Origin of the sequence: Neobacillus sp. C211 (assembly GCF_051842875.1) — a bacterium.
GTDB lineage: Bacteria > Bacillota > Bacilli > Bacillales > Cytobacillaceae > Neobacillus.
The window spans coordinates 213,984-233,788 of record NZ_JBPXRO010000004.1 but is presented as its reverse complement, the minus strand read 5'-3'; the positions used below and the strand labels follow the sequence as shown (position 1 = coordinate 233,788).

General features: G+C 36.9%; 14 protein-coding genes. 3 read left to right on the top strand and 11 right to left on the bottom strand.

Annotation, left to right across the window (positions count from 1 at the left end; genetic code table 11):
* Positions 1–284: 284 nt before the first annotated feature.
* Positions 285–1,586 carry a CitMHS family transporter gene (locus ACSU6B_RS06215; protein WP_410883642.1) on the top strand — a complete coding sequence of 434 codons (1,302 nt, stop codon included), beginning with the start codon at positions 285–287 and terminating at the stop codon, positions 1,584–1,586.
* Between the two features lie 365 nt (positions 1,587–1,951).
* Here the strand turns inward: ACSU6B_RS06215 and ACSU6B_RS06210 are convergent, their stop codons facing one another.
* From ACSU6B_RS06210 to ACSU6B_RS06185, 6 genes are all read right to left on the bottom strand, one after another.
* Entirely contained in the window at positions 1,952–6,415 is a 4,464-nt protein-coding gene (locus tag ACSU6B_RS06210; RefSeq protein WP_410883640.1) for a hypothetical protein, read from the bottom strand.
* A complete protein-coding gene (locus ACSU6B_RS06205) occupies positions 6,393–7,139 on the bottom strand; it encodes a DUF6063 family protein (RefSeq protein WP_410883638.1) in 747 nt (248 codons plus the stop codon). The genes ACSU6B_RS06210 and ACSU6B_RS06205 overlap by 23 nt, the downstream gene beginning before the upstream one ends.
* Positions 7,136–8,650: a hypothetical protein gene (locus ACSU6B_RS06200; RefSeq protein ID WP_410883636.1), complete on the bottom strand. Its 1,515-nt coding sequence runs from the start codon at positions 8,648–8,650 to the stop codon at positions 7,136–7,138. Before ACSU6B_RS06200 ends, ACSU6B_RS06205 begins: the two co-directional genes overlap by 4 nt.
* Positions 8,641–9,609: a Wadjet anti-phage system protein JetD domain-containing protein gene (locus ACSU6B_RS06195; RefSeq protein WP_410883634.1), complete on the bottom strand. Its 969-nt coding sequence runs from the start codon at positions 9,607–9,609 to the stop codon at positions 8,641–8,643. Before ACSU6B_RS06195 ends, ACSU6B_RS06200 begins: the two co-directional genes overlap by 10 nt.
* Before the next feature lie 318 nt (positions 9,610–9,927).
* Positions 9,928–10,209 carry a hypothetical protein gene (locus tag ACSU6B_RS06190; RefSeq protein ID WP_410883632.1) on the bottom strand — a complete coding sequence of 94 codons (282 nt, stop codon included), beginning with the start codon at positions 10,207–10,209 and terminating at the stop codon, positions 9,928–9,930.
* A 19-nt stretch (positions 10,210–10,228) separates the two neighbouring features.
* The gene (locus ACSU6B_RS06185) at positions 10,229–11,062 is read right to left on the bottom strand and encodes an MmgE/PrpD family protein (RefSeq protein WP_410883630.1); all 834 of its coding nucleotides are present in this window, start codon (positions 11,060–11,062) and stop codon (positions 10,229–10,231) included.
* Between ACSU6B_RS06185 and ACSU6B_RS06180 the strand changes: the two genes are divergently transcribed.
* Together ACSU6B_RS06180 and ACSU6B_RS06175 are read left to right on the top strand one after the other, a co-directional pair.
* Positions 11,039–11,305, top strand: coding sequence for a hypothetical protein (locus ACSU6B_RS06180; RefSeq protein ID WP_410883628.1), 267 nt, complete (start codon positions 11,039–11,041; stop codon positions 11,303–11,305). The two genes, ACSU6B_RS06185 and ACSU6B_RS06180, sit on opposite strands and share 24 nt — an antisense overlap.
* Positions 11,306–11,846: 541 nt before the next feature.
* Positions 11,847–12,347 (top strand): hypothetical protein, encoded by a 501-nt coding sequence (locus ACSU6B_RS06175; RefSeq protein WP_410883626.1) that lies wholly within the window; start codon positions 11,847–11,849, stop codon positions 12,345–12,347.
* A 529-nt stretch (positions 12,348–12,876) separates the two neighbouring features.
* On the opposite strand, the gene ACSU6B_RS06170 is transcribed toward ACSU6B_RS06175, so the two are convergent.
* The 5 genes from ACSU6B_RS06170 to ACSU6B_RS06150 all read right to left on the bottom strand — a co-directional run bounded on the left by ACSU6B_RS06170 (position 12,877) and on the right by ACSU6B_RS06150 (position 19,766).
* The gene (locus tag ACSU6B_RS06170) at positions 12,877–13,389 is read right to left on the bottom strand and encodes a hypothetical protein (RefSeq protein ID WP_215003483.1); all 513 of its coding nucleotides are present in this window, start codon (positions 13,387–13,389) and stop codon (positions 12,877–12,879) included.
* A 337-nt stretch (positions 13,390–13,726) separates the two neighbouring features.
* Positions 13,727–14,446, bottom strand: coding sequence for a hypothetical protein (locus ACSU6B_RS06165; RefSeq protein WP_410883624.1), 720 nt, complete (start codon positions 14,444–14,446; stop codon positions 13,727–13,729).
* Positions 14,447–14,464: 18 nt separating this feature from the next.
* Positions 14,465–15,619, bottom strand: a complete 1,155-nt coding sequence (locus ACSU6B_RS06160; RefSeq protein WP_410883750.1) for an Alp7A family actin-like protein — start codon at positions 15,617–15,619, stop codon at positions 14,465–14,467.
* A 510-nt stretch (positions 15,620–16,129) separates the two neighbouring features.
* Positions 16,130–16,309 (bottom strand): Spo0E family sporulation regulatory protein-aspartic acid phosphatase, encoded by a 180-nt coding sequence (locus ACSU6B_RS06155; RefSeq protein ID WP_410883622.1) that lies wholly within the window; start codon positions 16,307–16,309, stop codon positions 16,130–16,132.
* A 136-nt stretch (positions 16,310–16,445) separates the two neighbouring features.
* Positions 16,446–19,766: an immunoglobulin-like domain-containing protein gene (locus tag ACSU6B_RS06150; RefSeq protein WP_410883620.1), complete on the bottom strand. Its 3,321-nt coding sequence runs from the start codon at positions 19,764–19,766 to the stop codon at positions 16,446–16,448.
* Positions 19,767–19,805 lie beyond the last annotated feature (39 nt).

Below are 19,805 nucleotides of genomic sequence, written 5' to 3'. Positions count from 1 at the left end.
ATGTTTGTTATTATGTGAGTTCGCAGAAATTTTAGATTTTACGTAAAAAAAATAAAAAAAAAGATATTTATGGAAAAAATTAAAATTATTTGTTTTATATATTCCTTTGAATATCAACATGTTAATCTTTCTTAGAAAGCGCTATCAATTAGTGAACAGTGGGTACACTCTTCTAGTCTTGTTATTAATTTACTTTACTCTATGAAAAAATTTAAGTAAAAAATAATTTGTTATTTACTAAGATTTGTTGAACCCACAATTAATAACAAAGGAGGATTTAACGTATGCTATCTTTTTTGGGATTTTCTATGGTTGCAGTTTTTATGTATTTAATTATGTCAAAACGGCTAACACCCCTTGTCTCCCTCATGCTCATTCCCATCCTATTTGGTCTAATAGGGGGTTATGCGAATGATTTGGGTACGATGATGTTTGAGGGGGTAAAAGCTATTGCCCCTACCGCCATTATGATCTTTTTCGCCATTTTGTACTTTGGACTGATGATTGATACTGGTTTATTCGAACCCCTTATTGCCAAAATTTTAAAAATCGTCAAAGGTGATCCTTTAAAAATTGTTGTAGGTACAGCTGTCCTGTCGATGATGGTTGCTTTAGATGGTGATGGAACCACAACCTATATGATTACGGTTTCTTCCCTGCTTCCGCTTTATAAACGTCTAAGAATGAATCCTCTAATTCTTGCAGGAGTTGCCATGTCCTCAATGGGAGTAATGAATATGACTCCTTGGGGTGGAGCTTCTGCAATGGCGATGACTTCATTGAAACTTGACTCATCTGAGCTGTTTCTGCCACTCATTCCTGTCATGGGCTTTGGGCTTTTATGGGTTCTGGTTATATCCTTTATTTTCGGAAAAATGGAACGCAGGAGACTTGGAGTTATAGATATTGATGCATTTCGAGAAGTGGCCAGTACGGCTGAAATGGATGCAAAAATGGAGTTTAACTATCGCCGTCCAAAACTGGTATGGTTTAACTTTGCTTTAACCCTCATTCTCTTAGTTTTGTTAATTATGGATGTTATTCCACTCATGATTTTATTTATGGTTGCATTTGCTATTGCTTTATTAGTTAATTATCCAAATATAAAAGAGCAACAAGAACGAATCTCTTCACACGCAAGTAACGCAGTAGCGGTCGTCTCCATTGTTATTGCAGCTGGTATTTTTACAGGTATTATGTCAGGAACGAAAATGATTGATGCCATGGCTACTACTTTAGTGTCATTGATTCCTGAAGCATTGGGGCAGCATTTACCAGTAATCGTGGCTTTTTTAAGCGCTCCTTTTACTTTTTTCATGTCAAATAATGCCTTTTATTTTGGGGTACTTCCGATTATTGCCCAAGCCGCCGAGTCTTATGGCATAAGCGTTGCCGAAATCGGCCGTGCCGCCATATTGGGACAGCCTGTCCACGTTCTAAGTCCTTTAGTAGCAGCCGCACATTTATTAATAGGTATGGTAGGAATTGAATTTAGTGATTTACAGAGATTTTTAATTAAATGGGCACTAGGAACCACTACGGTGATGGTAATAGCCGCACTAATTTTAGGTGTTATTTCTTTATAAAAAAGAATTACATTATTGTCGTTGTTACTAGAAAATAAGAGGATGCTTTGTATCGTGTACAAAATACGACGAAGTTATTAAATTAAAACTTTTATCAAAGTAATAAGAGGTTAATTATTTTTGCTCACTAGATCGATGAGAACTGAATTATACCCATAATATGGACACAGCTTAATAAAAGGGCCTATGCCGCTAACTGATGACCTCGGTATTGCACCGTGGTCTTCTTATTTAATCCCACTGGTAATTATTAATTTTTTTATCCTTATTTATTACTCGTTTTCCCTAATACAAATAAAAATCCCACCTTCTATACAGAAAGTGAGATTTTTTCCCCTAATCCTCGATTCTATCATTGTGTTACCCTATTGAACGACTGCCTCTCCCTGGTAAATCCGAAAGGCTGGAACAATCGTGTCCGAAACAATTTCTTTTCCTTTTTCACGAATGAAGTCCAATTTATAATAGGAATCAAATCTTTGGCTGATTTCTGTTTTCACCAGTTCGGGCGGAGTGACAACAATGAATTGGAACTTTAGTTTTTCGGCCACGGCGAAAATCGGGTCAAGGACGTGTGCCGATGCTGCTTGTCCGAACGGATTATCACAAACTAAAGGCACCCAGCTTTGATCTGTTTCGCTTTTAACGGATAATAACATCATCATCATCACCATTCGGGCCGATAACTTCTGTCCGCCGCTGCCATCGGATTTCGTCCTAGAACCTTGATTAATAGTCTGCCAGGTTGAATAATGCTCTCTTTGAGGTTTCCCGTACATAAAGGCATTATCCGTTCGCATATTATATACGAGCAGCTCAGGATATCGATTTCGGAGTGATACAAATAAAATTTGCTCATCACTTATCAGTTGTTTTATTTCTTCGTCTAAGGCGCGATTATGATCATCAATCATATCAAATTGTTTAGTGATTTTATTAATAGCAGCTACAAAATGCTGCTTTAGAAGTGGTTCGATATCTTCCGCCTTTTTAGGTAAGATGTCTTCTTTGAGCTGAACGAGCGGAAAGGATCCTCGTTCATTTTTCAACTTCATTTTCGCAATCATCGAACGAATGGCCTCAGCAATGCTCATCACTTTCATGCTGGCACGGCTTGCCCAGAAGTTTTGAGCCTTTTCTGCCCTTTCTTTGTCGCGTTCTAATTGTTCCAACCCACTTTGTGAAAAACGCTTCATGTTTTTAACGATGCTCTGGATATGTGTATAATGCCTTGTATCCATATGATCAAGTGTGGTTAATACTTCATTTTTAAATCGAATCTCCCAATCTTTTCCTTCAATCGCAAGCTTTAAATTGCGCAGGGATTGATCGATTTTCGCATGCTTCTCTTGCCCCTCTTCCTGTATTGCTTGATGATCTCCACACCAGGATAAGATACATGCTTTGCCTTGAGTCTTAATTTTTTCTACATCCTCATTCGTAAATACTCCCGCTTCTTCCTTTAGGATTACGGATAAGGTTAATAAATCTCCTTCATAGCCAGTAATATTATTTTCAGTTTCTTTTTTGCGTTTCTCAGCCTGCTTTACTTCCTCTTTCGTCAACTTTGTTTGGTCTTTAATTTCTACTTCTTTTACCACTAAGTCAAGATCTGCCCATTCTTCAGGCTGTTTTTCATGCTTCTCTACTTTCTTTCCTGACTTTTCACGTTGTTCAGTTGCATGCTTTAATGACGTTTCCGCGACGGTTACAGCAGTTCCTTGTACACGTTCTTCTTTTTCCGCTGCCTTCGCTTCCTTCTGTGCGGTTTGCAGCATATTTTCTAAGATACTGATAGGTTCATCTGGTTCTGGAGCTTTATTCCAATCCTCATCATGAGCATTGAGTTTTTTCTCTAATTTCTTTTGCTGCTTTTGTTCGGTTTCTTTTTTTGCTTGAATAACGAGTAATTCTTTAGCCTGTTCTTCCTTTGATTTCTGGAGCTGTTTTAGCTCTCCAATACTTCCATTTATCTTTTCTAATAAATGTGATGAAAGATGAGGGACCTCATCACATGGATCTGCTTTTTCATCAGTAGGAAAAACCGCTTCTTCTATAAAGAACCTGATCTCCTTTATAGTTTGTTCGGATGTCAGCTTCCATTCTAAATACGTTTGATTCCACTGGTTTTGCAGTTCAACTGTATTTTGGAGCTCTTTTCCTATTTCTTGCTGCTGAGAACCTAAGGCTTCCTTTTGTTTCTCTTTCTCTAATTTCACTCGTTTATTTTCTTGATGAAGAGTTTTTTCTTGATCAAAATCCTCTAATGTTTCCACATCTTTTGTAAACTTTTCTATTTTACTTTTTGTATTCTCCAGCTGTTCTTTTAGCTGAAGTTGCAATTCTTTTTCTTTTTCTTCTTGTGCTTTGATTTCCTGTAAATTTTTTTTCTTAGAAAGAAGCGCGTTTTGTTCCTGATTGAGAGCTTTTTCGATATCAATAGAAAGATCGCTTGATAAAAATCGATCGATTTCCTTTAAAACACGACGTAAGGAGGTTTCTGTTTTTTCAATTTCAAGGAGTGTTTCTTTCTTTTCTTCTATTTGTTTAGCAATCTTTATTTTCCAGTTGGTGAATTGGTTTTTATCCGTTAATAGCTCTTGCTCGGTTCCGTTAATGATCACAAAGGAAGTTTGATGATATTCGCTGTTCATTTCCTCCCGCAAGAAAATCGGAACAGGACTTTTGAACATTCTTCCGGAAAGAACCTGCTGATTTATTTTTTGCCATTGCTGCCCGCTTACGACCAAACCGTAAGGAAGTAGCGGATACTTCATAAGGTTATTCGCTAGGTCCTCAGCACGTAAGGATTGGAGAAATTGGGTACCATAAAACACATCAATGCCAGTCTTCTCATCGATCCATTCCTTTAATTCTTTTACATCTTTATTTGCTACCCAAAAGGGCTCATCGTTTAAGGAATGGTCGAGTTGTGTTTCCCATAGGTCTTTTTTAATTTGTTCAGCTTGTTGTCGATTATTGCTTAGTATTTCTTCTATTTGTATAGAATACTTCGATAAGAGCGAGTGAGTAAACGGCGCTGTGGCATCATTTAATAAACCATGAAGTTTATCCAATAATTTTGCTTCTCTTTGCATTTGCTCTTCATTTGCTAGGTTTAATTCTTCACATTTTTCTTCTGAAAACTGAATCGATTGGACGAGGGTACCATGTGAAGTCGCAAGTTGGTTTTGCCGTTCACTAGATTCTTTATCTTTTGCTTGCACCTCTACTAGTCTAGCCTTTTTGTCTTCAATTTGTTTAAAAAGACTTTCGATCAATCCCTTTAAGTCATACCTTAAGCGGTCGCCAAATGCTTGGATTAGTGCCGCTTCCTTGGACTCAAAGGCATGCATCTGCGTGTAAAGAAAATCAATTTCAGTACTAAGCTGAGCAATCTTTTTTGTCTTTTGTTTATCCTGTTGCGACAGCTCCGTTCCTTTTTTCTTTAAGAACTTTTGATATCCCACATACTGCTTAATCGCTTCTTGTATGGATAAATAGGACTGCTCCCATTGCTTTTTAGCTTCTTGTTTGATCTCTTCCATTCTTTGATTCACTTGCTCTAAGCCACTATTTTGTTCCAATGTGGCTATCTGCTGGGAAAGAGAGCGAATGGTTTGTTCGTTTTCACTCCACTCTTTCAATAAAGCCTGAAATACTAATGCTTCTTTTCGCTCCTGTTTCTCTAGAACGATGGCTTGTAAGGAAGTATGCTTCTTCCTTTCTTCCACTAATTTCTTTTCCCAATCCATAACTTCTCTGTGAGCTTTTGCATACTCCAGGTTGTCTTTTTGATAGCGTAGTTCTGCTTGCCTTAGGATTAATTTCTCCATGTCTTTTTCTAAAGTAAGCTGCATTTCCTCTTCCGTTTGCTTCAAATGCTCTAAAGCACCCAGCAGTTGTCTTCCTGCCTGTATACTTGCTTGAACAATTTCTTTATGTTCAACACCTTTAGCTAGATGCTCTTCAAAAGGGACAATGTCTTCTAAAAACTCTTTATGGGCTTGCTCTCTTTTTAAGAGAACAGGCAGGTCCTTAGCGATACTTGCCTGACTCTTGAAAATCTCCACAAGATCGTTCTTTTGATGTTCCGTCCTGTGCAAGACTTGACTAACAGTTGGAACAATTCGTTTTTGGAACAGGGAATGATCATCCTCCGCTCCCTCAAAGTATTTCCCAACGCCGCCCTCATCCTTGTTAATATCTTTCATAATATCCCAGTCTTTACGGTTAATTCCGTATGTATCAAGGATACGATAGTGCTTCTTCGTATCTCGGTAAACGTCATATCCATTCCATTTTAAATAGTCCTTTAAACTTTCGATTTCAGCAACCTCATCATTATCGTAGAGCGGAATATGCTCAAGCGCTGCCTCTTCTTTCCGTTCAAATTCTCTCGTATAAAAGGTAATTGTAGGGAGGATCTTTGCTTCCTGTTCCAATGTTTTACTTTCATTTCCACTTTCTTCACTCATCGAGATCCGTTGTTCGGCTGAGAACATTCCTCCCGTAATCAGATGCCGGCGGTCAGCTCCGTCCAATTCCCATTGAATAAGTACATGAAATGTATATGGAATAAATTGTTCCTTATTATTAAAGAAGAACTGTTGATAATAACGATTGTTTTGTTTCCCCCACGAGGTCCCAGGTTTGAGTATTTGGAAGATCGTTTGAAGGAACACACCTTTCCCGCCCCCATTCATCATCGCTATAAGGGCATTGGTTGATGTCTCTTCATTATGGAAATTAAAAGTGGTATCTTTATATTGCTTTTGCATGCCATCATACTTCAGGTTAACAATTCTAATTCGATGGATCTTCGGCATGCTCATCCTCCTCTGTTGTCATTAATTGCTTAAAAACTTCATAACGGTCATAATCGTGATACAGGTATTCAATTCGCTCAAAAAGCTCTTGTTTTGGTATCACCTTTGCTATATCGTCCCGATCAAGAATGACGATCAGCCCCTCCGTCTCTAATAAACGCATAGCTCCGGCAATTAAACCGATTCTTGTTCGTCTATTGCCTTTTTTTACTCCATAATCGTCCGTGTCAACCTCCATGTATTTCCAGGTGGTTACAACTTCCTTCATATCAATTCGTTCGTCTTCCCCGAAGGTCGGTTTAGCTTTAAGAATGCTATCCCATTGAATCATTAGGTCGTTGACTTGCCGTTCTAATGCGTAATAGCTAATCCCTTCCCGCTTCGTGCGAATTTTTGCAGCCTGGTTGCGATCGATGGCCGCTAAAAATGACATAATGACAACACTGATAAGATGAAAATGTTTCTTATTTTCGACTTGTCGGTGCTTTTCTTTCATATGGGTAAAATTCGTAGCAAAGACGGAGCCAGTAGGCTGGACAACTAATTGGATGCGTTTTGGCGATTCAATGATATATGTACCAGATTCGTCTGCTAATAAAAGAACCGTCTGTCTCACCTCCGTATCGAAATAAGTCTGGAAGTGTTCACTATTCTCGTCGATTACTTTATCTTTTAATAGAGTAAAATAGACAGCAGATGCTCTTTTGATCGTTTCTGCATTCATCCTTTCTCCTCCTGTACACATAGTTTAAAAGGGGTCATTTTCGTTTGATACCATAAGAAAGGCTCCGCTTTATGATCAAACTCTGTAAAGATTTTTGTGCCCTCAAAAGTTTGAAATTGAGGATATTCCTTCATTAGTTTATAAAGAAGAATTTCCCTCTCATCGGTTAATGTTTCTTCTTTTCGATGTAGCACTTGAACCTTCAGTGGCTTTTTATCGAACATCATCCACAAATCAATCGTTTCAGATTCTTCAAACCATAAATCCTGTACTTCTAATGGCATCTCTGCTAAATCAGCTAACGAAAACTCTCCGTTTGTTTGTAAGAATTGAAAAACATAACTCCAAGCCTTAATAACAGATTCCCAGTTCGTCACTCGCAGACGCGTAATGCTTTCTTCTGCCTCCTCTTCAATTACGGCATCGGTTAGTTGTTTTTCATCGAATTCTTGCTCACCCCAAATCCAATCAAGAGGCAAAATAAATTCATTCTTCGGTGAAAATAAAGGAGAAAGCACCGTTTCGATTTCCGTAAAAGTTTGAATTCCATTCTTCATGAACCCATTTTCATAAATATGCTCTCGAAAGGAGACCAAACTGTTTTCCCAAAACAAGGAAGGGTTTTCCACTTTTAATTTCATTTCATAGGAAATATTTTGAATAACCAGCTTAGCAAAACGATCGTGCAATTGCCTTGTATGGCCAATTTTTTCTTGGAGAAGAATCAATTCTTTCTGAATATAATCATCTTCTTCATTCCTTCGTTTTGTTTTATCGATCATACTAGTGATGGTACGGAAGTGGTTTTTTTCTTCTTCAAATTGCTTTTCAATTTCCACACGATTGTCAGCCCTTTGCCATTCCTCTTCCATCAATAAGATTTTGGGATTGTTGATCATTTCCTTTTGAAAGGAGAATTCCTTTGCCATTAAGCGGTTTACTCGTGAAATGAGGTGATCGAGGTTTCGAGTAGCTTTTCTAAAATTTCCATTTTTAATCAGCTGCATACTGTAGAGTTGTTCAATCGTTATCGAGAATTCCTCAGCCATTTCCCTGCTCATAAAAATCATTTCCTGAGCAACATCCGTGAGTTTATAAACAATGGATCCGCCCATCTCTAAATTCGTATATAATTCATCCATTGTGACATATCGGAAGACCTGAGTCTCCCAGGATTGTCTTATTTCATCGTAATATAAGGCTTCAAACGGTTTACTATACTCTTCTTTCCCCTGATACAGGAGCCCGCTTGTTATCCGTTCAATTTGCCTATCGTCTGCCAAAAGCTTCATTTGCTTAATGGAATCTTCCACCATATACTTGATATCTGACTTGCGTCTATGTTCATCATCATTTAATTCTCTATAAAAGATGGTCAGGAGCACTTGCATGAGAATGGTTTGGATATGAGGTTTAAGCTCACCCACTTCCATTCCCCTACCAAGCTCAAACAGTGGATTTAATCGTTGCATACGCTGGGCGAATCCTTCCCATGATTCGTTCACATCCATCGCCTCCATGTTTCTATGTTTAAGACTTCTTGTGGGATTCGCTTATTTTCTTGCCAAAATTGCATTAATAAGGCTTGCTCCTCTTCCGTAAACCATTGAAAGAATGCCTCACGGTATTTGATGTTTTGTGTTTGGCCTTGTTTCTGGTCATTCCTTTGTTCTAGACATTGAAGCATTTTGCGATATATTTTTAAAGCAGGCTGAATACAGCAATCCGAGTATTTTTCGATAAGCCGAATGAGGATCCCGTATCCCGCGGCATCAAGGTCTCCTGCGTAATAGAAAAGATAGGGTTTGGGCGGAAACATTCTGAAGAAAAAGGAAAAGCTCCGTTCGATTTTAGTCCCTTCACCATATATGATTAGTTCAGGTTCATAATCGAGTTGATTGGCTTCCAATAACTTAATGGAAGTATGAAAGAATGATAGATTTTCGACGATCAGAATCCGCTGAATATCTTTTATTTCTTTCCCTTGTTTCATCCAAAATACAAAAGGCTCCCCGTAATTCACCATTTTAAGTTGCCCTTCAGATACTCCAATTCTAGCTAAAAACCCTTTTCCATCCGGAAAGCTATCATTGTCTAGTAAGAATTTTTCATGACCAAAGAGCTCCAGACTTCTTTCTTCAAATGACACGTTTTCCCTTTCCTGATTGGATTGGAGAAAAGCATAAACATGTTGGATTCGATTCCATTCTTCTTTCGTTTGCCATTCGGGATGCCGTTCATAAAAGGAAAAATCAAACTGATCACCTAATTTCATCATCTCGAAACGATCCCATTTGAGCGTCTGAACTTTTAAATTAACCCAGTAATATAAGGCAAGCGCTGGGCTTCTTCCATTATATTGATTATTTGGAATAGGAATCAGTTGTCCTTCCGCTTGCAATATTTCAATGGCACGATAAAACAACGAATAGCCGTCCATTTCAAAATAATCATCCAAAAGCTTGCGCAACTGAATTTCCAAATCGTTTATATTTATTTTCTTTTTTTGTTTTGGGTGTTGAATATCAGCAATAAAACCTCTTACCCTAGTTTCAATGATATCGATAATAATTCACCTACTTTAATCTCTTAGTGTCATAGAAATAGACTCCTACTACCCAATTTGGATATCCTTTTATTATAAACTAGTTGAGTTATGGTTGGTAATTGAAATTTTCTTGATATAATGTTGTCTGCATAGAGATTTGGAGTCAATCAACGACAACAAAAAGGATCAGTCCCCCAAAGGAGTAATACTTTACTCCTTTGGGGGACTGATCCTTAAGAACTAATGAATAATTATTGGTAATCTATTCACTTCATCAAAATCTAGATTATGGCTTAACGTATCCCACAGCACTTCAGGATCAGCTACGTTTGCATACTGACAACATTCGATAAACTTCTTCTTAACTTCATCAAACGATGTTTCAGGGTAAATCCGTTCTATATGTCTTTTTGTACCTTTAGCGGTTACTATCTTAGTATCACCTAAAGGAATTCCAGGCGTATCAGCCTGTGTTTGCTCAATTTTTATACGATTAGATAAATCTAACACTTCGGTATCCATAAGGGCTCTCTCCGTCAAATTATTCAAGTGAACACTCCCATGCACAAAATTTAATAAAGGGATGTGAGTAACGACAGCTAGGATAAAGTTTAATAGATGTATCGGAAAACCCCCATGTTTCAGAGTTCAATAATACGCTTCGTTGTTTTTCATTTAAATTCTTCCCAAAATAATTTAGAAAGAAACCCGTCTTCCCATCCAGACAACTTGCAGGTGCTGTCACCCCTTCTCGGGCTATTAATGCTGCTTGAACACCTCCCATTGATGAAAATGCCAGATAAATTGATCTAGCTTGGGAACCAGTACCAACACCTGGTTCCTTACCGCCAGCTACTTGCATATATGCCAGTCCTAAGGCGTTAACTAACTCATTATCATCTAATCCAAGGACCAGTCCAGCAGTTATGGCTGCACCTAAATAACCAAACAGTTGACTTAAGAACCATTTGGAATCCGTACCAGTACCCCTGGGTTCGATTGCATATCCCAGTCGACACAATAACTCGTTTCCTTGTGCAACTGGAGTAATAAGATCCGTACTCCTTGAATCCTCAGCGGCAGCAGCTGCTAATGCGGCAGCTAATGTAACAGGGGGTGGATGGATTCTAGCTAAATCATTAATATCATCATAGTCTAAAGCATGTGCTAAAGCCGTATTAGCAAATGCAGCATAGGCTGGAGGTAATCGATGCTCACTTCCTATTACTCGACCCGCCCCACCTTTTACACCAATAGAAAGACCCGCTATAGATTTTAAAGCGATAGGTGCTGGTATTAACCTGCATATGAAACACCAAGTAATTGCCAAATGTTTATAGGGGGAAGTTATTTGTACGGGCAATTCCAAGAACAAACGGATGGTACCTATACTTATTCTAGAAACGTTGTGATGCCTGACATGAAGCAAGGTGACGTTACAGGTGACGGTTTAATTGATTACGTCTATTTAAATGGAAGAAAAAACGTTGAAACCGAAATCTTCGCAGATTATATTACACTTGTAATTCAAGATGGGCGTTCTAACCAGATTTCAACAATTAATCTTCAAAATAATGCTGGATACAATGCTAAGCTCTTCCTTGGGGATTTTTTCTAAAGATAATATATTGGATATTTTGGTAAGTTTTGAATCTGGAGGGTAGCGGGGGGTACGGTATATTCTATATTTACTCCTTCAGTAATAATATTCCTCACCTATTGTTTGATTTTGAAATATATAATAATAGCTATACATTCAAAGTCAATTATGAAGATCTTTATAGAGTAAATGTAGGAAGTCCTTCATTAGACCTACTTTTCACTCTTGACATTAGTTAAAAAGGCTATGATTACCTATCACAGCTTCACCATGAAAATGGAAAATTAAAACAACCAGTTCAAGGCGAGGTTCTTTCTGCGGGTGCTTTAAATCCAATTGTTACGAGTCAAAAAGTCACGAGTTATGATTTACTTGTTTTTCAAAGAATTATTGGTATTTCTATTTCGGATACATTAGGATATGTCGAAAACCTTTTAACATGGAATGGCACTCAATTTTTATCTACAAGATTGGCAACAGCCATACTTGGAACAAAGTTAATTAGCCTCTACTAATGGTTCGCCGTATGCATTTCTTTTTAAAGTAATGGAGGTATTGTATGACAAATTTTTATTCTTTTTACGGGACTGTCACTATGATTAGTGATTTTTTTACAGGTCAAAATGGTGGAGGTGAAGGCTGTTATAAATTAATATCTGTAGAAAACGGATTGGGAGCATTAGTAAATTTCGTGGTGTCTCCCACAACTTACTTTGTTGACCATGTAATGGTGGCAGTAGGAGATCACGTGACTGGATATTATGACGGAAATGCACCTGCTCTACTTATTTACCCTCCACAATATCAAGCACTTGTCATGGTAAAAGATAGCCCATATCAGAATGTAAAAGTAGATTATTTTAATAGTGAGTTGGAGAGTAGTGATGGACGATTACGATTAAATATTTCTCCATATACTCAAATAGTATTAACAAATGGGCAACTCTTTTCAAGAACCCCTGCGAACAGAGATCTAATTGTTATATACGGACCTGCCACAAAAAGTATCCCCGCCCAAACCACACCCTATAGAATTATAGTTTTGTGTTTACGGTTATAATAGAAAATTCCTGTTTAGAATATTAATTGGTATATAAAAACACAAAAGACTCTTCCATTTTGTTCTAAGACCAAAGCACCCGTTATCCATCCTTACAGCCAAGATGTCCACTACAGAGGATCGAATATAATGCGAAATTCTGGTTCAGCTAAACTGCTTATTAACACAACAAGGAGCTGCCAAATGGCAACTCCTTTCTTTGCACCCGTTGATAAAGATTAAGGTATATTTTCTCCAATGTCTTTACCATTGTGATTTAAACAAAAAGGAAATCTTTGTTAGTCTATAAAACAAAAAAATTTCTCATATTTAATAGAATTTAATAAAAAATAGCAGAACGAAATACAGACTTTACCTTCCAAAATATGAGAGCAAGATAAGGATATTAGAAGGCCAGCAATGAAAATAATCAAATTGTTGAACTATATTTTAATTACGTTTCACAATGGTGGCTACCATTGCCCCTTCAGTGGTAGGATATATATATATTATATGTACATTGTAAATATAATAGAGAAAATTCGCTGTTCTACTTAAACAAATTAAATGCCATTTTTGTGTTGGATTCAAATAAATCCATAAATCCTTTTTGTGCAGTTTTAAATTGATTTACAGCCTCTTCACGAATCTTTCTTTGCTGTTCGATACTATTTTTAATCGATTGTTGGAACTGCTCTTGTGACTGATTTAATAAATTTAAACTTTCTTTGTATGGAGTGGAGGTTAACTGTTGAACACGGTTATTTATTTCATCTAGTTGAGCATACCACTTTTCGAAAGTTTGGCTTGCTTGTTCACCGTAAACTGTTTCAACATTTTGCATTACATAATCGCGAACATCTGCAATTAATTTTTTCTGTTGTTCTTGGATAAAGTCCATTCCTTCAGCAATTTTCTCCAATGATTCTTTTTGTGTTGTAAATGCTTGAAGCAAAAGATTTTCTATTTCTTTTTGAGAATCGGTCACCTTGTCCAAACTGTTTGTCCAAATGTTTAATAGAGATTCACCAAAATTAGTAACTAACTCATTGTTTAATTCCATTATAAAAAACCTCCTAATTAATAAAAAACACTATATGTAACTTACACCTATATGAGAAGCTTGTCAATTAGTTATTGTATAAAGTTTTTTCTTCTGACTTAGAAGATCTTTTGGAAGAAACGAGAGCTAAACAACTAAACCATGCAGAACTGCAATCCGAAATTAAAGATTTTGGAAAAGAACTAAAAAGTCTAGAAGTTAAACTTAACCACATCCTTACTCAAGTAAATTCTCTAATCGAAGTAAATAATTCCTTCTTCCGTTTACAACGAACGTCCAAGAGGAATCTCTTGGACGTGTTATTAAAGTAGCAGAGCATCACTCCGCTATTTCATATTTAAAAATCCATATCTATGACTTCTTCAATAGTCCCTTTTACTCGATCACTTTCGAGTAATTGTCCTTCTTTAATATCCGTGACTACCTCCGTAGGTTCTACAGGAGGATTTTGCTTTTTTGGATTGGAAGGAACATCAGGACGGAAAGCAAGCTCATTTTTAAGCAAGCTAATTTCATCTAATAAATCGCTTCGAAGGGAGTTTAACAACGTTTGGAATTCTTCCTTGTCTAATTTTTGCTCACCGAGTTTCGTTACAAAATTCCGCAGCTCGTATGCTTGGCCGGACCCAATCTCATTAGGATCTACAACAACACGTGAAGCGAATTCTTGTTTAAGTAGGTTGATCTTACCTAAAAACTCTTTACGAAGTGTATCCAATACAGTTATGGTCTCTTCTTCTTTGTCCAATTTTTCTACATCTTGCTCAACAAGCTTCGTTATATAATCCTCCAGCTCATTTTCTTTTGCCTTTTGCTCAAGAATTGAATACACCTTTGGAGAAATTTTTGAAGTTTCTAAAGTAAACATTATACGTTGGTCCTTACTTCCTGATTCCTTATTCATTAATTTGCCCACATCCGTTTGGAGATTAACAGCAGTTAAAAAAAGGCTCGATAGTGCGTAAAATGGTGCAATCATCTGTGCACCTAGATGTGAATACAGATTGTCTAATCCGAAAGCAGACTTCTCCCCAAGAAGATAATCTTTGTTGCTCATATGTTCTCCTCCCTCTTCTTAGGCGAAAACTACGTTTGTTTCATGCCTGCTTATTATTTCTAGCCCGTATAAATTTAATTTTCTTGTATCCTGAAGGAATAGATGATTTTGCTCTCTAATTTCGACTCCATACCTTATTTCGATCGATTCTTGGATGAATTGTTTCAGGATGCTGGCAATTCCACCAATATAAACATATTTATAGACCTTATCTTTAGGTGACGGGAATGTGTTTTCAATTTTCGTTATTAAAATTTGCGTGTACTCCCTTAATGACTCATGGATTTGCTCAGTGAGATCAACCTTTTTACCGCTATTTCCATCCCTCTGCTCCATTTTTGTTTTTTCAATGTTATTGATAATGAATTCTTCTAGTGAACGAACATCATCAAAGTACTCCAGTAACTTTTCACTTCTTAGTTTCTCAATGTGTTTTAGATACGAAATGTCGGCGAAGCAATTTAATGATTCCCTGCTCTTAGGAGCTTGAAGTCCTGCTTGAAGCAACGCAAGATCAACAGTCCCCCCTCCTAAATCCACAATTAGAGTTTCAAAGTTTAGAAATGAATTTGCTTCCTCTCGATCTTGTAAATCAAAATCTTTTTTAATTGCCCAACGAGCAACTTCACTTTCAATCCGGCATTTGCTTGTTTCGACATGAATGGATACAACTCTTTCAAATCCTGGTGTTAAAATCGTTACTTGGTGCTCCCCTTCAAATCGGCTTGCCATTTTATTTTGCATATCACTAAACTTGTTCGTTTTCTTAAGCAACCAAATTGGAAGCATAGTAGAAAAATAATTAATGTTCACTCGTTTATCTTCTTTGTCGTTTCCTTTTAATACATTGTAATAAGCAACTGACGCCAGGAACATCACATAGGGAATCTCAGATTCCGTTTTATCATGAAGTTTGTTGATATGACTGTTTCCTAACACTTGTTTTTCCGCTGAATCGCCCACCAAATAATATTTCTCAACACCGTCTATCGTAGTTGAAATGAGTAAACTTTGAAGAAGGGATTGGGGATCATGGAAAGTAGACGGAAAGTGGCCGTCTGCCTTTTCCCTCGTTATTTCTACTACATTTGTAGGAATTTCAAAATAATAACCGTCCACAAGGGTTTGAAAAACCGAATTACCAAAATCGACATTTTGCCGTTTTATATCCATTATTTCTCCTCTTTTCATGTTTTTTCCTCATAATGATTATATATTCTTCTCTATTATTTGTCTAAAGTTGTTTATAAATTAAGATTAGTGAATAAATACATTAGCGGACTAGTTAAATAAAACTAAATATTAACGATAAATAATTTACTTAATTTAAATAATTTCGGTAAATCATTTACCGATTATCATAAAATTAACACACATTGTCTTTTGCCATAAAAAAAATCCCCTCCAATTAAAAGTGTAACACCCAAGCACTTTGCATGGTTTTTACACTGTCAACTTAAAAGGGGGTAATATCACTATGGATTTATATTAAAATTTTTTAACTACACATTAACTGTTCCTGATTGTGTTCCGTAATCAACACTAATAGAATACTTAACCTTCTGAGTCATCCTATCACTAAATAATCAGTATATGAGTATATATAATTATTAAAGTTATTATACCCTGTAATTTTACAGAATGCTTCCCACTAATTGTTAAAACCTGACTACAGGTTTGTATTTAGGTACTTTGGGCATATTTTAATGAATTTTTTTGAAAAAGCAGAATTTCTTTATCTAACTTTTGACTTATAGATAATACATACGGATCATTTAGTCCACTTACTTTTGCTAAGTCATACATCGCCTGCTGGTATTCCATTATTTTCTTTTCGGTTTGTACCAATTTAAACAGTAACACGTACCGTACCTCCTTTTTCTCCTTTCATTATGTCTTGATTTAATTTGGTTTTCCTGTTTATGGGCACTCGTAAACATTAATTCATAACGTATTTAACTACATGTTCACTATAAAAAAATTCCTAACTGATGTATTTTCATTTAAATAAGAGATTATCCATCAAATCAATCAAAATATTTGAATGTTGTTCAGTAATTGCTTTCCCGCTTTGGGCTGACAATTCATTTACGTACGCCTTAAGTTTACCGTCTACGGCCTGTTTGTTACCTTTAGCGGCCGCTTCTTTTGCCGACTGGAGTTTTGCAACAAGTGAATGCGACACCCCATCCTTACTTACAAAAGATTGGGTCAATCGGCTTAAACTATCAAAATCAACAGTTACGGTAAACTTATTTTCAGCTACTGCTGTATTCCCCGCCTTGTCAGTAGCCGAAGCTGAGATTGTATGAACACCAATGCCGAAGTTATACGCATATCCTTCAGTACTAGGGCAATTAGAGGAATCAACCCCTGACACTTCATCCGATGTACTGCAGGAAATCGCTATCTTTGCATCAACAGGATACGTACCTTCATTACCGATAAATTGAATCAAAGGAGCAGTCGTATCAAGTATTATTTTTTGTTGGTACGTTTCACTTACATTTCCAGCATGGTCGTTAAATTCAACATATATTGTTTTCTCCCCATCTCCTGAAGGCAAGGTGAATTCTTTTGCTGTTTTATACACTTCCCACTCTGTCCAGTCCTTAGCATTCGTGGAAAAGCGAACCTGGTTCACTCCGCTTAAATCATCTTTTGCTTCAAGAAATAGAGTAACATTCGGATCTTTTGTAAATTTCGCACCAATATTAATCGTAAAATGCCCTTCTGGGCGTGTTAAGTCCTTCTGTTTCTCTACGATGACCTCACTAACAGCCATATTACCACCATCGACTGTTGTTACACTAATCTTTGCAGTACCTTCTTTTTTCGCAGTAACTTTACCCGTTTCATCCACTACTGCTACTTCTTCATTATTACTGGACCATAGAACATCTTTATTGACAACACTCTCAGGTGTTACTGTTGCAGTCAACTGTGCAGCTTTTCCTTCTGCTAACTCCAATTTTTCCTTATCCACAGTAACGCGTGGTACTTGTTGAACGGGCTCTTGCTTCTTGACTGTTGGAACATTTGCAAGTAATGCTTCATGTTCCCGTTTTGTAATCGGCATTACGGTTCCATGGCGAGGGCGTGCTGGTAAACTATAGTTTGTTGACATCTTCCACTCACCTGAGTGTAAATTGGTTGCTTCAAAAGGAACATACCCTCTACCGCCAAATTCATCAATAAACATGTACCACTTTTCTTCCGTATTCGATTTAAAGATGGTAGGTCCTTCACCTGCACCGATTGATCCTTTTCCAATCCCTTCTTTAATAAGATCAAAAGTAGGATCAAGAACCGAATCCCCAACTTCTTCAAAAACAAATTTACCGTTTGGTGAAGATGTCGTGTTGTTTCTTTCATCTTTTGTAAAACGATAGATTTTTCCGTCATCCTTAATGATGGTGGTATCAATAACTGAATATCCATAATCCATATAAACTTTTGGTTCCGTAAACGTATGGAAATCTCTTGTTTTGCTATACATCATTTTGTTGTAAGTAGAGCCGCTATGCGCTTCATTGTCATACAATTTGGAAGCCCAGAACACAATATACTCACCAGTCGTGTCATCATACGTAACTTCCGGAGCCCATGTATTTCCAGCCTCTTTTGGAGATACTTCTACCATTCTTTGCTCTGACCAATTAATTAAATCAGTAGATTCCCACACCATTATAGAGCGGCTTCCTGTCCTTTGGGATCTGTCCCAATTCCAATCTCCATTAATTTTTAAATCTGTGGAAATTAAATAGAACTTATCACCTTCAGGGGAACGAATGATAAATGGATCTCTAAGTCCTTTTTCACCTAAATTAGAAGTGATTGCAGGCTCCCCATTGTTTAACTCCTGCCATTTAAGTGGATTGTTTCCTTCACTTAAGGCAAAATAAATTTGTTCACCATTCGAATAACCTTCTCCTGTAAAATAACTGAAGACGTATCCTTCATAGTTCTCCTTTTTCGGCATTTCTTTCACTTTAGCTAAAAATGCTTTTGTGATTGATTCATTGTGTAATGTGAGAGTTGCTGTCAATTTAACCATTTTATCTCCTACACCATTTCCAGGACGTTTCACTTCTCCAGTTGGTGTAATGATGGAAGGGTCAGTTGATTTCCATGTGATCGTAGAACCATTAGCTCCTGATTTCGGAAAAGTTAGATTGCCGCGAACATCATTAATGTTATGAACTTTCAAATCTTCTGCATCCATTTGAACGGTCACTGAATCTTGAGGTTTCTTTAATACAGTAACGATAAATTCTTTTGTCAAAGTCTTTGTACCTTCCAATATAGTAGCTATAATTCCTACCGATTGGTTACCATTTTCATAAGAAGGTCTATTAACTTTACCATCATTTGTAATAATGTTTTGATTTTGTGATTCCCAAGTGATGGATGTTCCAAATGCCCCATTTTTAGGGAAAGATAAATCCGAATTAATTTCGTCTTTGTTTTGGTTCTGATTGATAAAAATGGAGTAATCTAATTTTTCAGCAGCGTGATTTAGCAGTAGTCCATCCATGGCAGCAATTTTTTTATCAGCTTCTTCTTTTAGTTTACTTACTTCTGTTGCTGTCAAAGCTCCATCAAACACTTTAAAATCTGCGATCATTCCTCCAAAATACGGGTCAGAAGAATAAAATGAACGCCCGATAAAACCACTTCTTCCATTAACATTGTTGATTTGTGCTAATGTATAACCGTTCGTAGAACCAGTACCCACTTCAACCCCATCAATGTACAGCTTTATCGTTTTTTCTACACCTGACATAACAGTAGTTATCAACTTCCATTCACTCGACTTTAATGGCCCAGTTGTCGCATTTACACCTGCTTCATTCATCCAGCTTGTTATCCCGAGTCCTGCTCTTGAAGAGCGGTCACCCGAGTTACGCTTCGGCGTCGTAAACAAATATTTGTTACTGTCCTGACCTAACGCATATAACCATTCGGCTTCATTAACACCCTTCCAATTCACCAAAGAAGAAACGGTGATACTATCCAAATTATTTAAGACACCTTTAGGCATTTCAATATATGAACTAGTAGAACCGCCTTTAAAGCTTATAACTCCTGCATCTGTCCCCTTAATAAGGTCAGCGTTTTGGAAATTCACCAGCTTTCCATCAAAATTCCCAGTGCTATCTTTAACTGTTGTACCTTCAATATTGTTCATATCATAATCAAGAATTAACTTTACTTCTTTTGGTTCCTCAGCAAATGTGGATTTCGGAACTATTCCTGTTACGGTATTAAAGAGCATGAAGGTTAATAAAAAAGTTGAAAGCCTTTTCTTCTTGTTCATGTTTCCCCTCCTGATCAAAATGGTTTTATTATAGTAAAT